Origin of the sequence: Prevotella illustrans (assembly GCF_017426725.1) — a bacterium.
Taxonomy (GTDB): domain Bacteria; phylum Bacteroidota; class Bacteroidia; order Bacteroidales; family Bacteroidaceae; genus Prevotella; species Prevotella illustrans.
The window spans coordinates 16036-31656 of record NZ_JAERMS010000007.1 but is presented as its reverse complement, the minus strand read 5'-3'; the positions used below and the strand labels follow the sequence as shown (position 1 = coordinate 31656).

The window sequence follows — 15621 nt, the reverse complement described above, 5'->3', positions numbered from 1 at the left end:
ATAAATTAAGCTTCAAGAAGTTCTTCGATTTGCTTGGCAATGAGTTCAATTTTTGTTGTCGGCTCGAAGCGGGCGACAACTTGCCCTTTCTTGTTGATGAGGAATTTTGTAAAATTCCACTTGATGTCCGCGCTTTCCTTATAGTTGGGATCGGCCTCAGAAAGCATCTTGTCGAGGATGGGATAGATAGGATGCGACTCGTCCCAACCGGCAAATCCCTTCTGTTCTTTCAGGAATTTGTAGAGCGGATCGGCGTCTTCACCGTTCACTTTCAACTTCTTGAACCGTGGAAATTCGGTGCCGTAGGTCAGCTTGCAGAAGTTGTGAATGCTCTCGTCGGTGCCGGGAGCTTGTTGGCCGAACTGGTTGCAGGGGAAGTCGAGAATCTCAAAACCCTTGGGATGCAGTTCTTTATATAATTTCTCCAATTCCTCATACTGTGGGGTGAAACCGCATTTGGTAGCGGTATTTACAATCAGGAGAACTTCGTTAGCGTATTCTTTCAACGATACGTCTTTACCTTTTCTGTCTTTTACAGAGAAATCATAGACTGTTTTCATCTTTTTTATGCTTTTATGAATGTTATGATACTTAAATGATATATATATTAATGCGTAAAGGTACTCATTTAAAATGAGATGGATGGTCGCGTGGTTGGATAATTATAATAATTTAGGTTTTAGGGGATTATTCCCCGATTAAATAGGAAACTCCCTATCGATGAATATGGAAAATCTCCATATAGTCGCTTTTTTTTATGCTTAACTTTGCTGTTGAAATTAAACAGAAGAATATTCACATAAAAAAACATACGATTATGAAAAAGTTGACTACAATTCTCGCAATGGCCCTTATGGCCGTCATGACAGTGTCGCTGTTTGTCTCTTGCGACGAAGATGATGAAATCGCTTATACGCTGAACGGAACGTGGACCGGAAATCTCTCGGCCTACTATCAGGATCGTTGGGGACTGGTAGGCGACCATTATCGCACGACGATCACGTTCTATCAAGACGGCACGGGCGAGGAAATCGATTATGATGTACGTTCGCCATATAGGGACCACTGGTATTGTCCTTTCCTGTGGACAGTGAACAACGGCACCATCACCCTGCGTTATAAGGACAGCGAATGGAATCCCGTTTACATCTACGATTATAGTTTGAGCGACAATTATTTCAGCGGTTACATGGACGACGGAACCAACCGGGACATCGTATTCCGATTTGTCTATGACGGTTCGTTCGACTGGAATCCCTTTTATGAGCTTTATGATCGTGGCTATGCCAAAGGCAACAACGTGCTGACAAGGAGCTCGGCAGGCAAAAAAGCTGTAGCTATGGGAGCTTTTGCGAAGACCAATCAGTAAGGAATAATTTATTATTGCTGTCCGATAAACAAATTATAGCGATAAATCATGCCTTTCGCCATCCCGGCAAATGCAGACAGGCTTGCGCCGCGGGAAATATCGTCCCGGCAAATGACGACAGGCTTTCCGGGTTCTCGGAAGACATCAAGGTATAACAGGTGTTAAATGCCGAAGCTCGGCAAACGCCAAAGCAAAACAGATGTTAAATGCCGAAGTTCGGCAAACGCCACGGCAAATGCCGGCAACCTTTCCCGGCGCGTGGAAAACACCAAAGCAAAAGGAATGTTTTTAGTAAGGGTTGCTATTGGGGGCAAAAAGTAAGCCACTACCGGCTATACATGCCTGTAGTGTCGATAAATAAAGGCTTGCAGAACTGTCAATCAGTTTTTACCGGACACCAATAATAATTTATATAAATAAAGCGAGAGCGGGCATACTATCATCGTAGTATGTCCGCTCTTGACTTGTTTGTCGAGGGTGTCGGTCTATAATCCCCAGGCCGTTTTCACACGGTCTTGATCCAAGTTCTCCACATGACTTTCTACGTCGTCGGGCAGATTGCAGAAGAAATCGAGCTTCGTCTGCCGTTCCAGTTCGCGAACGTTGATGGCATATTTACCCAAATCCTTGTCTTTGTTGTTTTTATGCTCAAACCAGAAACCGATGGCCTTGTAGCCGCCTGCGTTCTTCATAAGCAGCGCACAGAAGAAATGACCGGGCACGATCAGCTTGTGATTGTTGTAAGTAAAGTCGTTTCCCGGCGTGCCATCAATGATTCCGCCCTTACATACGTAAAGAGTATCGCTTTGGGGAGAGTTTTGAGTTATCCAGCCGCGTATTTTCTCTTCCAGTACTTCCCACACGCCCGAGTTGAAACCATTCAGCTGCGGTTGCATATTCGAGTAGTAGAAAGTCTGCATGTTGGCATCGCGGCTGTTCACACGATCCTGTGAAGGGCATATGTGCCCACGGTCGTAGCCGTCGTTCCAGTGGTCTTCTTCGGTAGACTGGTAGGAGGGCTGAATCATTGGGTCTACCTGAAATGGATCACCGAACCATGGGTCGATCTTCTTCCAGTTGCTTCGTTTCCAGCGGATCACTCTGTTTGAGGCATACATCTGGTAGCAAGTCCAGCGTTGTGCCCGCTTGGCGTTGTCCCATTCGAGCGAGAAATTCACTTCGCCGTCAGCCTTGTGCATGATGATGGGGTCGTTGCTGTCGCCTTTCACGTGAGGAAATTCCAGACGTGTGATCTCTATTGGCATTGAAGCTGACGGGGTATTCTTGTTTCTGTTGGCAGTTTGGGGACTGTCTTCAGGCGTATTGTCACAGTCTCCGCATGATGTCATCATCATGCCGGCAGCCAATAATGTGAATAATAAATGCTGAATCTTCATAGTGAATCTTGATAATGAGAAGTCCACACACGGCGACCGGCTTCTCCATTAGTTATTTTGGGGGGGGCTGAAAAATACAAAAGAGTGCGGTCGACGCATATGCAACTACGTTCGAACGCACTCTCACTCTATGATAATATATCCTTAAGAGAAAAGGTATATATTTACTTCTTCAACTTACCGTAACGGTTCATGAAGCGGTCAACACGACCGGCTGTATCAACAAGCTTGCTCTTACCGGTATAGAATGGGTGAGAGGTGCTTGAGATTTCAATCTTTACTACGGGGTAAGTCTCACCTTCAAATTCTACAGTATCGTTTGTTCTGCATGTAGACTTTGTAAGGAACATATCGCCGTTGGACATATCTTTGAATACGACGGGGCGATAGTTTTCGGGATGAATACCTTTTTTCATTTTTCTAAATATTATGTTTATAATGTTGTTGTCCGTATATCAGCGTGCAAAGTTAGTGAAAACTTCGTACGCTGCCAAATTATTTAAACATTTTATGCTTGGTAGGCGTTTTGTTTACATCGATGGAGGTTTAATAAAAATTGGTCCTACGACATGACGCCGTATCTTATTTGGCGTAGGTGATGACGAACTTCACTATGCGGAGCTGTGATTTGGCGCCGGTAGTCGTATTGCCGTTGGTAATCGTTACCTTGGCGGCATTGATACCGCTGATCGTGTAAACAAGGTCTTTCAGCGCAATAGTGCCTGCCGAAGCAGTAGCTTTTCCCTCGGCAGTATAATCTGTTTTAGCGCCTGTCTTCTGATCCGTGTATGTATCACAGGTCAATACGATGCTTTCAATTTTCTTGCTGCCTGCGTCGAAAGTAAGCGTGTTGCCGGCATACATGCGGATGGAACCGCTACCTGCCGTATAGTATTTGGGATCATTCTTTTCATTAGAGCCTTTGTCTGCAATAAGCTTGGTGCCATCGGCAAGAGTCTGGGTCGCGATAGCTTTTGTGTTACCTAAGCCAAGGCTTGCGGCTGTAATCTCTTTTCCGGATATGTCGTCACCCGGGGTATCTTCTCCTTTGATGAGTTCAGTTTTTCCATTTACGGTGATGAGCTTGTTGTTCTTGTCCATTTGGTTGATTACTTTGCCAGCCTTGTTTTTATAGGCTTTGATAATACCATGCACAACAACCGTTTGTCCTACTTGCAGGTCTTTGGCACCACTGAACTTCCCGCCATTAAAACTCAAACCACCAAAGATTTGCAGTTCCTTCTCTGTTTTTCCGTCGTCAGAAATGTAATAGGTAAGACTTCCTGCCGGGGCATAGAAGGTGGGAGCCTTGCTGATGATACCCTTCACGTAAACCTCTACGGTTGGCGCCTTGCCGGCTGTAATCAGTTCGATAGACTTGGCTACGGAGTAAGGCTTATCAATGGAATTATCATCGGCAGGGATTTCCTGAGGCTTTTCAACCTTGCCGTTGAGCGAATAGATGTAGGTGGCACCCTTGCCGGCTGTCTCCGGCGTTTTGCCTTTGAAGTTGACAAACGGGCCATAGATGATAATCTCATCGCCTACTTTAATCTGGTCGGCACTTGTAAACTTCTTGTTGCCCAAGTAAAGGCTCTGGTAGATACTGAGCTTCTGTGTCATACCTTTATCTACAATCTCATAAGTAGCATTACCATATTTCTCGGTTTCCACGTTGTCGATCTTGGAAATCGTACCCTTAACATAGATCGGTGCCGTGTTCTTGTCAGCTTCAGTAGCCTTAATCAGTTCGATGGCTGCCGCTACATTGTAAGGCTCTGTTTCCGTTCCCTTACCTGTCGGCTCGGCTTTTGTTTCTGTCTGAGGCGTTGTACCGCCATTGTCGGTAGGCATGTTGTAAGGTGCGGGCACATCCTCACAACCGGTGAATGTAATGGCTGCGAGGGCCAAAACAAACAATGAATTGATAATCTTTTTCATATGATATTTCTTTTATTTCTTCAATGATATATATAAATAGGTGTTATTGAGCAGCAGTCACGTCACTGGCCTGACGTATGATGACCTGCCATTTATTGCCATAGCGGGTGAAGATACCGGTGATGTTGACCTTGCCGGTAGGCAGTTGGTCGGCCGCAAAGTCAGCATAGGTACTCGTTCTTACCACAAGATTATAGGAAGAGATTCCTTTCAGCGCACGTTCGCAGCTGTTGTTGTTCACGATATCGGCCTTGTTGGCATATACTTTTTGTCCTCCGTCGGCAAAGGTGACACCTTTTAGGGTCATCAGCTTGCCGCAGTTGGCAGCCAGGTAGCTTTCGTCTTTCAGTTTGGTCTGGTCAAACTCTGTCGGCACTACGTCTACGGTCTTGCCCGTATAGTTGAAGTGTTGGTCCCAGCGCATGCGGGCCATGCGGCTTACCGACACCTCTCCCTTGGCGCTTTCATAGAGCGTTCCTATCTGTGGCTGGTATCCATAGTTGCCGATGTAGAGGTCCTTGAGGTTGACGAGAATCTCCGTTCCCACGGGAAGATAGCCGAAAATTCCACCTTCGCTGATGGCAATTATCATAGCTCCGGTGCCGTCTTCCAAAGCGATTTGGCTGAAAAGGTTACCCTCGATATCGTTACCCGTTACATAGGCTTTCAGCTGTATGTCGTCGGTTATCTGGGTATAGCCGTATTGCTCTTTCAGTGTACCGGCATATTTCTCTTTCAGCTGCGCGATCGTCATGACGTTTGTCTCCTTGATGGCAGCGTTGCCTCTCACGTTGCCCGATACCTCGTCGAAGCCGTCGTTCATACAACTCTGCATGAAGAAGCCACAGGCCAGGGCCAGCATGATATATTTAATAGTCTTCATATTTTCTGATCAATGTTTAAGTTAGAATCTGTAACCAATCTGAAGCATGCCGTTGGTGCCCCATGCGTGGAATACCTTCGGGTTCTTGGAGAAGCTGTACGAGCGCTGGCTGGCCACGCCGGTGGTCTGGTTGGTCGAGTAGTCACTGCGGCTCTGTTCGTAACCGCCCGTGATGATCTTCTGGTTGTTGAGGATGTTGGTCACCATCAGGTTGATGGAGAGACTTCCTTTCTTGAGCCGGATATTGCGGCCGATGCTTCCGTCGAGCATGAAACCACCCTTACCCTTGTCTTGGGGAGAAACCATGTAGTTGCCTTCATTGTCTACCAAGCCCGCTTTGGTCATCGACTTGGCATAGCGGTAGTAAGGGGAATAGCCCAGATAGATGCGATCGTAGTAGTTGCCGTTGAGGTCTACGAACCATCCGCTTTGATGATAGCTCAGTCCGAGGCTGGCAGCGGTGAGCGGCGTGCCGCTTTCGCGCATATTTTTGATGTAGGCCCGGTCTTGGTAAGGTTTGCCTTCGGTGGCGTTGAGATAGATGACATTAGCATTGCTGATGTTCTTTGCCTCACTGATACTTCCGATTACTTTCAGGTCGAGGAAAGAGGTCAGCTTCATCTTGGCGCCCAGTTCCGCGCCGTAATATTCTTTGGCGAGGCCCGTGATGGAGTTGTAAGAGAACGAATTGATGTCGTCGAAATAGAAACAAGTCCACTCTGTGGCGTTGTCCACGCGGCTGTAGTAACTGCTTAGGTTCACGTTGAGCCACGGAGTCTTGAGCTGATAGGCGAGCTCACTGCTGAAAACACGCTCGTTTTTCAGTCCCAGGGCGAAGTCATTATTCATTTCCGGGGCCTGGAAAGCTACGTTGGCATTGGGCGCTTTCAGTTCATAGCCCAGTCCCAGCGACACGACATGCCCCTTGCCGAAGTCGAACGAGCTGGCCACCTTGAAGCCGCCCGTTACAAACCGTGCCGTCTTGCTCTTGCCGTAAGAGTTGTCGGCAAACAGACCATTGCGCATCTTGCCGTCGCGGTTCATGGCGTCGTAGCCTATTTTGGCGGCGATGCTGTAGTGGGCAATGCCGAAAGTCTCGGTATAGTTTGTCCAGACGTTGCCGCACAGCACGTTAATGTCATAGTCGTAGCCGAACTTGTCGCCCTCTTTCACCAAAGCATTGGGATGGTTGAGGTCGTACTGCACGGCGTCGGAGTTTTTGGCATAGGTGCCGATAGCGTAGTTGTTCACGTTGTGGAAGTAATTGGCTCCCAGCAGGTCGTCCATTGTCTGATAGTGCATACCCTTGTTGCCGGTCACGGTGAAGCCTAAGTTCAGTGTGCTCTGCTTGGCCACTTGCTTGGTCAGCGCCGAAGCCAAGGTTAGGTAGAGGTTGTTGTTGTGGCGGGCCTGAACGTAGTACATGGCGTCGGCATTCACGGCGTTGACGTTGTGGTTGGCCGCGATGAGGCGGTCCCAGTTAATCTGGCGGTTGGCCTTGCTGCCCGACAGCCACTCGTAGGCTGTTTTCCAGTCGGCATAAGCCGCCGCTGTCTGGTAGCGGGCGTTAGAGCCCCAGACGTCGTAGAAGTTGCTGGGCAGTACTTTGTAGTAGTCGGGCGCGGGGTTGTCGGAATTGTTGTAGTTCAGCTTCGTGCTCTTGTACATGCTGTATTTGCCGAGCAATGTCGTTACGAGCTTGGTCTTGTTGTTGATGGTCCAGTCCCAGGTGATCAGGGCCGAAGGCGCAAAATCGGTGACGACACGCGAGTTGCGAACCTTTCCGTTCTGGTAACCCCAGTAGGGATTGTACTGGTAGTCGTTGGCTATCCAGTAGCTTTCCGCGGTGGCCGCGCCCTGCGAGGCGCGCTCGGTAGGATTGCCCCAAGTGGCGAACGACAGGCTGTGGTTGCCCAGCAGTTTCTGTACGCCGACGAAATAAGACAGCGCATTGTAGAAAGTTCCTTCCACATAGCCGCGCTTCGCCCAGCGATAAGTGACGTTGGCGCTATAGGCCCACCCCTTGTTGTTGAATCCGCTGTTGTAGGTATACATGCCGCGGAGCGTGTAGCTGCGGTTGGCGCCGCCCAAGCTGATACGCTGTCCCGTGCTCATGGCGCCGCTACGGAAATTGTAGTTGTTGCTTCCGCCCATGGCGGTCATGCCGAAATTGTTGGTCTCGAAAGGCAGCGAGAAGTCTACGTTGCGTGTCATCTGGTTCAGACCGCCGATGGAGGAGAAGGCGAACTGGCCGCGCTCGACATCGTTCACGGGCGCGCCGTTGATGTAAATCTCATTGTACTTCTGATTGAAAGCACGATAGCGGAAGCGTACCGGTGAGAATAGATAACCCACTCCGCTGGCATAGACATTCGAGCTGGAGTTCAGAATGGTGACATTCTGGTTGACGTTGTCGTCCTCGCCCAACTGCGCCTCCGTAAAGGTAAAAGCCGCTTCGTTCGCGTCGCTCGTCGTTTGGCCCGAAGTGTTGTTGTTCTGGGCCGACAAAGGAGCGGTGCAGCATAGAGCAAGCAACACTAATTTGAGCTGTTTCTGCATAATCTTTGGTTATTTTTTGTCTTGTTGTAAATATGATTCTACTTCATTTATCCGATGACGACTTGTATTCCGGTCAGTCGTATGGATGTCTTGATACAAGCATTGCAAAGTAACGAAATTATTTCTGAAAAAGCCTCATTGTCGTATGTTTTTTACCTTTCCATGCCATATTTTCGTTGAAAATAGCGATATTTGCAGTTAAATAATCGAATAATAATGAAAAGGTTACTTCTTTTGTTGTTGCTGCCAACTCTTTTGGCAGTAACCGTTCAGGCGCAAGAAAAGAAATTTTCTGTTTATGGCGTTGGTTTTTACAATCTCGAAAACTTATTTGACACCTGTCATGACGTGGGTAAAAACGACTATGAATATCTGCCCGCAGGCAGCATGAAGTGGAACGGTTTGAAGTACAGTCACAAGCTTCGCAACATGGCCCAGGCGCTTTCCGATATGGGTACTGATGTTCTGAAAGGCGTAGGATGCGCTATCATCGGTGTGAGCGAGGTGGAAAACGCGAAGTGTCTCACGGATTTGTGCGACCAGGAACCGTTGAAAGCCCGTAATTTCCGGTTCTGTCACGTCGAAGGCCCCGACCAACGTGGTGTTGACTGCGCGTTGCTCTACAACCCTTCGTTGTTCTCTGTGCGCGACGTAAAGCTCGTTCCCTATGTCTACGAACTGGCCAAGGACAGCAACCGTGCCACGCGCGGTTTCCTTACCGTGAGCGGCGACTTGGCCGGAGAGCATGTCGTGGCCATCGTCAACCACCTTCCCAGCCGCTTCGCAGGGCCTTATTATCGTGAGTTAGGTGCCCGACAGATCAAGGCCTTAAAGGATTCGCTGATCGCCGAAGATCCTAAAGCCAAGATTCTTGTCATGGGTGACATGAATGATGATCCTGCTGACGCCAGCATGGCCAAAGAACTGCGTGGCCGTCGCAATATTGACGAAGTGGCCGAAGGCGATATGTACAATCCTTGGTGGAATGTTCTGGCCAATGGTACGGGTACTTTAGCTTATCAAGGAGCATGGAATCTTTTCGATCAGATATTGCTTACACCGAATCTCTTGAATCAAAATGGGCAGAAAGATTTTACTACATTGAAATTCTGGAAGAATCAGGTTGTACGCTTCGATTATTTGTTCCAAACCGAAGGCCAGTACAAGGGAACGCCTAAACGTACCCATGCCGCAGGTGTATGGCTCAACGGTTATAGCGATCACCTGCCCGTTGTTGTTTATTTGGTCAAGCAACAGCAATGATTGAAACGCATCCCTTTGAGCCTTGGTTGCCTACCGACGCCCGATTGCTCATGCTTGGCACCTTTCCGCCGGCATCCAAGCGTTGGTGCATGGAGTGGTATTATCCAAACTTCCAAAATGACATGTGGCGCATCTTTGGGCATGTATTTTTCGACGATAAGTTTCATTTTGTAGATCAATCCAATAAAACTTTCAGACTGGATGCACTCAAAGCTTTTCTAAAAGAGAAGCGAGTGGCCCTCTTCGATACGGCATTACGTGTTCGTCGCACCAAGAACACGGCCTCCGATAAGGATCTGGAAATCGTCGAACAGAGTGATCTTGACGGCATGCTGCGGGCCTTGCCCGATTGCAGGGGAGTGTTGTTGGCCGGTCAGCTGGCTACGCAGGTCTTCACGTCGCACTTTGGAATCAAGACCATACCCAAGATGGGACAGTACACTACCTTTACTTTCGAAGGGCGTGAGCTCCGGCTCTATCGCATGCCCAGTAGCTCACGGGCTTATCCCATGGCCGTAGAAAAGAAATCAGAATTCTACCGTATAATGTTTAATGATATCTTAGTATGAATATCTCTGAAGATAAAATCACAATCATCGGTATTGCCGGTGGCACCGGCAGTGGTAAAACGACCGTTGTAAGAAAAATCGTAGAGGCCTTGCCGCCTCATTTCGTAGCCGTAGTTCCACTTGATTCTTATTATAATGATACGACGGGCATGACCGACGAAGAACGACATCAGATTAATTTCGACCATCCCGACGCTTTCGACTGGAAACTGTTACATAAGCAAGTCCACGAATTACGCGAGGGCCATGCTATCGATCAGCCTACCTACAGCTATCTCAAGTGCAACCGGTTGCCCGAAACCATCCGCGTAGAACCGAAGCCTGTTATTATCATCGAGGGCATTATGACGCTACTCAACAAGAAGCTACGCGACCTGATGGACTTGAAAATATTCGTCGACTGCGACTCTGATGAGCGATTGATACGCAACATTCAGCGCGATACGATAGACCGTGGACGAACGGTTTCCATGGTTGTAGACCGTTATTTGGAAGTATTGAAACCCATGCATGAGCAATTTATTGAGCCGACGAAGCGTTATGCCGACCTCATTATTCCACAAGGTGGCGAGAATATCAAGGGTATCGGCATTCTCTGCAAGTATATCGAGGGCCTCGTTCCTATGGAGTAAGCCCATGTAAAATGGTAAAGTGCCGTTTTGTTCTAATATGTTTTGAACAAAACGGCACTTTTATTATATTCCCAAATAAGTTTTTAGGACATGCTCAACGCTTTTTTCAATTCCACATACATGCTCTGATAGTGAGCCTTGAGCAGTTTAGTTGGTGCTGACAAACGCAATTTTGCCAACAAAGTCAATAAATCCTGAGCTGTACTCAAGTCTACCGGCGACTTCACCATCTTGAAATCTTCCATCGGATCAAACTCAAAGAAGGCGTTTGAAGACTTCCGACTCAGGCTTTCATCGGGGCAAACAGCCCACATGCAAGGTAATATCTCATCATGCTGTATGGTTTGCAGATAACTGGGGGCGGCCTTCTTGCCATCTCCCTTACCGGGCAACAAGCGTAACAAGGAACTTAAATACACATTTTGCAATTGACGTTCGTAGATATCAGGGCTACCTCCACGCATACTTTTGCTCCACACCGCATTATACAGATCCATCATATACTGCCTATACGTATAGGCGGTGGCAGGTTCCAGTTGTTCATTGAGTGCCATGACCGAACTTACCGGTTTGGCAAACAGGCTTTTCAATACACGTGCCTGTAAATTGGTAACAGACACAACCGGGCCTATCTTATTGATAATATCCTTATTGAGCAACCACGCAGGCATATCATAAATATTCTTCAAGACAAACTGCAAGGCTTCTTGCTGTATCTTCTTGTCCGTAAAATGGAAGTTGCGATTTCCATCTCCGGCCACAGGCTCATCCATATAGATACTACCCACATACATCACCGCATGATAAAGATAGGTTTGCAGCTGGTTGGTAAGATTGGTGTAAGCCTCCTGTAACCGCTGATAATCTTTTCCTTCTTCCACGCACCATTCATTCAGATGCTTCATGATGTACTTCAGATTGTTGATACCATAGGTTCCAGCCTTCACGGCATTGTCACCCAAGTCCTCTGACTGACAAGAAGGATCTACCGAATTGAAGAAATATTGTGGACCATACACATACATACGATTACCCTCCTTTTCACGAATCCAACGATTCAAAACAGGCTGTTCATCCTGCGGGGTCTTGGCTTCGAAGATAGGCTTATAGCCCCATGCCAGCGCGTAAGCATCGTAAACGCCCAGATGAGGCGGACGCAGATTGACGCCTTTATCACCCGGTTGTGCCACATAATTGTATCGAGCATAATCCATTATGGAAGGAGTGGTGCCATAGGTTGCCGTAAAAGTAGCTGAGCGCAACGAGTCTACCGGAATTGTTGACGATGCTCTGAAGTTATGGAGCAAACCCAAAGTATGGCCCACTTCATGGGCAGCTACATAGCGAAGTGAATTACCCGTCATGTCGCTGTCAAACACTTTGGCACGGGCACGTGGATCGACAGCCCCTGTTTGTACAAACTCCCAGTTATGCAGTAATTTTACACTGTTGTAATAAAATAAGACATCGGCTTGAATAATCTCACCAGTACGAGGATCGGAACAACTGGGGCCAACGGAGTTTTCTACTTTTGTCGTAATCATACGATAACAATTGTAGCGAATATCATCTGGATCGAAGTCCGGATCGTTGGCAGGATAGTCCTTCACTACTATCACATCCTTGAATCCTATCTGCTTGAAAGCCTTGTTCCAGTCACATATACCTTGTTTTATATAAGGCCGCCACTTGCGTGGAATGGCTGTATCTACGTAGAAGACAATATGCTTCGATGGCTCTACCAGTTCACCACGGGCGTAAGCGGCAGAGTCCGTAGGCCGAATATCCCATCGTTTAATGTATGAAAAGCTTGTCACACCATCTTCCTTATCGGTAAAATATTCCTTTTTCTCATCAAAATAACCGATGCGCGGATCGGCCAGACGAGGACGCATGGGCTGTTCGGGTAAAAGAATAATGTTACGCAACATTGTCACCGTCAGTGGCTCGCCACCGCTATTGTAACCAAGTTGAGAGCGTACTTGCAGATTCTTAGGAAATGTTTTTACACCCATAATCATGCAAAGGTCACCTACCTGTGAGCCGCCTCCACCATTTTTAGCTCCCGAACTGAATGGATTCAATTCCTTTACGTCATTCTCAAAAAGAGAAGAAAGATCGACCAAAACATCACCTTCGGCCGAAGTTCCTTTAATCTTGAACGACTTCCAAATAGGATTTGTGAAATTCCGATTGAATGAAGCCTGCAAGGAAGATGTTGGATCACATAGCGTTTTATATACCTTCTTATGCATATAGAGTCGTTCTCCCTGCACCGACAATGTAATGAGAACAGGCGAATGAGGCATTTGCCCTGCCACACTTCCTGCATTGTTACTCGTTGTTGCCACGCGCGAGGTCAGCAGCAAGTCTTTACCCAGCAACGTTTGGGGGATTTCAAACAGGTAATTATCACCCTGCCGGTACACGTTCATCAGCCCGGTCTTACGAGTATAGCCTGCCGTCAGGCTGCGATACTTACTATCCGGGGCACTCTGCGTAACAACTTCGGCTACTTCCGTTGTTTTTTTCTTATTTTTCTTTATATCCTTTCCATCCATTGTGCTGATATTGAAGCACAAGCAGAGGAGTAATAATACAAATTTCATTTCCGTAATTTAACTATAATAAGATTAGGGTAATTGGTCTATGTCAAAGTTATCACAGGCCATAAAGGCTTTTTTCAGTATCTCATACTTCCGCTTCATGAGCGGATAGCTGTTGATGATGCGCTCTCGTTCTGCCTTAGGTGTTGTAAAAATGAACGCTATCCACTGGCGTCTGTCTGTATCGGCGTTAGGTGTTTCTATCCACCAACCACCCCAGTCGGGATCAGGATCAAAGAACGTTGTTGCCGGATTGTAGCTCACGAAGCCCAGCGGATGAAAGTCTATCTGCCATGGCAACTTGCCAACAACATTGCCCAATGGGGTTTTCGTCAGGTCGCCGACATCCTTTGCAAAATAAGCTTTACTGATATCATCCAACGAATCGGGAATCGTAAACACCTTGGCTTCACCACCCAGATAATCAATCCAATAGCGGGAGTGAAGGTCGCCTTTGATAGCCTGTTTCAAACTATCACTCTCCAGCCCCATTGTCGGGCGCACACCAGCCATGGCAACAAAGCGATTGGCTGCATAAGCATGATAGCTGGGTGTTTTATTTTCCATACCCAAAAAGAGAATACTATCGGCCAGGATGATAGAAAATGGCAGATGTTTTTGCTTGAACTCTTCCGAATACACATCCAAAAACATCGTATGCAATCGCTCAATGCCACGTTTCAGTAGCTCCGTATCCTGTTTCACAGGCGTTATTCGCAGATTATTCTTCTTTTGGAAGTTAAATTTATAATCTCTCGTTACCGGATTTGTTACCAGATAGGTTTTATATTTAGAGAACAAGAGATAACGCTCATGCTGAATAGGATCGGCAGGATTGTCAGTAAAGTCATATAGCGCGTCTTCCAATTCTGCGTGTATAGCGCTCTCATTGGTGCATGAAGTCAGCATGCCCAACAGGCAAACTGTTATCGATAATATAGATTTCATCTTTCCCATTGTCTACTGCAAGTTAGTGTTTATTAATCTTTCGGCACGTGGTATCGGTAGCGTATAGCGCTTGTCGCCCTGCTTTAGCACGTATTCGGTCTTTTCACCGCCTACGTCACTCGAACTGTAGGTGTGCTTCAGCTCCGGACAGCCCCATCGACGCAGGTCAAACCATCGGATTCCTTCAAACGAAAGTTCACGTCGACGCTCGTCCTTTACCAATTGCAAAGCTTCTTCGGCCGATGTAGCCGTGAGAGCCTTGTTGTTATAGATACGATTGTCTCTGATCGCGTCAAGATCCTTTAAGGCTTCCGCAACCTTGCCCCCCTCTACATAGGCCTCTGCCCTATTCAGATAGGCTTCTGCCAAATGGAAAGCATAAGGATACATGCCGTGCGAACGTAAAGCATAATACTTATAGGGTTTCGCACGCCGCATTTTCGTATAGTAGCAGGCTTCTAGGCGTACATCTTTTTTAGTGTACATGCTAATCAACTCCGGATTGACGATGAAGCAGCCCTTTTCGCTATTGTTGGCCGTGATATAATTTTGCAGTTTGAAAGCGTCTGCTGCGTCAGGACCGTATGTGAAGAGAACTTCTGTATTCTTTTCATTTAAGAAACGATCTTTATTCTCTTCTACCCCATTCGTCAGATCATAGAGTTTCTTATTGCTTGTCTTGATGGTTTGCGTAGCATATTCGGCAGCTTTGTCGTATTGTTTCTTAAACAAAGCCACACGTGAGCGCAACAACCAAGCCGTACTTAGATTCGGACGGTAAATTGTCTTTTCTGTTGCCGCGGCTTCAAAGGCCTTGATCGAAGCCTCCAGATCATGCTCGATGAGGCGGTAAATATCACCAAGTGTTGCCTTCGCCAATTTCTTGTTCTCCACGCTGATGGCATTGTTAATGGGCACAGCCTGGGTTGCGTTAGCCTGAGCGTCGTTCTCATAAGGCGCAGCGTAAGTGTTGACCAGCATAAAATAAGACCATGCGCGCAGGAAACGAGCCTCCCCTTCCAGATCTTTGCGTTCCTGTTCGGTGCCTGTTGCTTCGGCCAGATTGTTGAGGATAACATTGCTAACCAGTATTCTGTGGTAATATACATCCCATGAATTATCCGCTCTCACCGTATTGTTATAGTCAACTTCGGGGTCATCGTTCCAGATATAGTAACCCCACATTCTTTCGCGGCTGTCCGTTGCATTCTTGCGGCGCACATTTACGTATTCACTGACATCATCGGTCAGCACATCCAGATATTCCGATAGAGACACCTGATTATTCTTTCCGTGGTTGAGTCCCTCGCCTAAGAGGAATTCCTTATAGTCTTTGGTGGTCTTTGGAATATAGAGATCCTGTGACTTCTCTTCCAAAAAGTCACCGCAGGCGGTAAGACTCATGGCCATCATTCCCAAGAGAAATGGCCGAGCGATATATTGAAACTTCATCT

Annotated in this window: 13 protein-coding genes; 4 read left to right on the top strand and 9 right to left on the bottom strand. The window is 47.2% G+C overall.

The window, feature by feature from the left end; genetic code table 11:
- Positions 1–5: 5 nt before the first annotated feature.
- Positions 6–560 carry a glutathione peroxidase gene (locus JHU38_RS03905; RefSeq protein WP_107582199.1) on the bottom strand — a complete coding sequence of 185 codons (555 nt, stop codon included), beginning with the start codon at positions 558–560 and terminating at the stop codon, positions 6–8.
- Between the two features lie 257 nt (positions 561–817).
- Between JHU38_RS03905 and JHU38_RS03900 the strand changes: the two genes are divergently transcribed.
- The gene (locus tag JHU38_RS03900) at positions 818–1369 is read left to right on the top strand and encodes a hypothetical protein (RefSeq protein ID WP_146157018.1); all 552 of its coding nucleotides are present in this window, start codon (positions 818–820) and stop codon (positions 1367–1369) included.
- A gap of 485 nt (positions 1370–1854) precedes the next feature.
- On the opposite strand, the gene JHU38_RS03895 is transcribed toward JHU38_RS03900, so the two are convergent.
- The 5 genes from JHU38_RS03895 to JHU38_RS03875 all read right to left on the bottom strand — a co-directional run bounded on the left by JHU38_RS03895 (position 1855) and on the right by JHU38_RS03875 (position 8149).
- Positions 1855–2766, bottom strand: coding sequence for a DNA/RNA non-specific endonuclease (locus JHU38_RS03895; protein WP_107582201.1), 912 nt, complete (start codon positions 2764–2766; stop codon positions 1855–1857).
- A 164-nt stretch (positions 2767–2930) separates the two neighbouring features.
- Entirely contained in the window at positions 2931–3182 is a 252-nt protein-coding gene (locus tag JHU38_RS03890; protein WP_107582202.1) for a type B 50S ribosomal protein L31, read from the bottom strand.
- A 166-nt stretch (positions 3183–3348) separates the two neighbouring features.
- The gene (locus JHU38_RS03885; RefSeq protein WP_107582203.1) at positions 3349–4707 is read right to left on the bottom strand and encodes a hypothetical protein; all 1359 of its coding nucleotides are present in this window, start codon (positions 4705–4707) and stop codon (positions 3349–3351) included.
- Between the two features lie 43 nt (positions 4708–4750).
- Positions 4751–5590: a DUF5689 domain-containing protein gene (locus tag JHU38_RS03880; RefSeq protein ID WP_107582204.1), complete on the bottom strand. Its 840-nt coding sequence runs from the start codon at positions 5588–5590 to the stop codon at positions 4751–4753.
- Between the two features lie 21 nt (positions 5591–5611).
- Positions 5612–8149 (bottom strand): TonB-dependent receptor, encoded by a 2538-nt coding sequence (locus JHU38_RS03875; RefSeq protein ID WP_107582205.1) that lies wholly within the window; start codon positions 8147–8149, stop codon positions 5612–5614.
- Between the two features lie 216 nt (positions 8150–8365).
- Here JHU38_RS03875 and JHU38_RS03870 point away from each other — a divergent pair, with 216 nt between their 5' ends.
- Genes JHU38_RS03870 through udk form a run of 3 tightly spaced genes read left to right on the top strand, consistent with a single transcriptional unit; the run spans position 8366 to position 10613 of the window.
- A complete protein-coding gene (locus JHU38_RS03870) occupies positions 8366–9412 on the top strand; it encodes an endonuclease/exonuclease/phosphatase family protein (protein ID WP_107582206.1) in 1047 nt (348 codons plus the stop codon).
- A complete protein-coding gene (locus JHU38_RS03865; RefSeq protein ID WP_107582207.1) occupies positions 9409–9981 on the top strand; it encodes a uracil-DNA glycosylase family protein in 573 nt (190 codons plus the stop codon). Before JHU38_RS03870 ends, JHU38_RS03865 begins: the two co-directional genes overlap by 4 nt.
- Positions 9978–10613, top strand: a complete 636-nt coding sequence (udk, locus tag JHU38_RS03860) for a uridine kinase (protein WP_107582208.1) — start codon at positions 9978–9980, stop codon at positions 10611–10613. Before JHU38_RS03865 ends, udk begins: the two co-directional genes overlap by 4 nt.
- Positions 10614–10696: 83 nt before the next feature.
- On the opposite strand, the gene JHU38_RS03855 is transcribed toward udk, so the two are convergent.
- The 3 genes from JHU38_RS03855 to JHU38_RS03845 are packed head-to-tail and all read right to left on the bottom strand — an operon-like array spanning position 10697 to position 15619.
- The gene (locus tag JHU38_RS03855) at positions 10697–13222 is read right to left on the bottom strand and encodes a zinc-dependent metalloprotease (RefSeq protein WP_107582209.1); all 2526 of its coding nucleotides are present in this window, start codon (positions 13220–13222) and stop codon (positions 10697–10699) included.
- 24 nt (positions 13223–13246) lie between these two features.
- The gene (locus JHU38_RS03850; protein WP_107582418.1) at positions 13247–14167 is read right to left on the bottom strand and encodes a hypothetical protein; all 921 of its coding nucleotides are present in this window, start codon (positions 14165–14167) and stop codon (positions 13247–13249) included.
- A gap of 12 nt (positions 14168–14179) precedes the next feature.
- Positions 14180–15619 carry a RagB/SusD family nutrient uptake outer membrane protein gene (locus JHU38_RS03845; protein WP_107582210.1) on the bottom strand — a complete coding sequence of 480 codons (1440 nt, stop codon included), beginning with the start codon at positions 15617–15619 and terminating at the stop codon, positions 14180–14182.
- Positions 15620–15621 lie beyond the last annotated feature (2 nt).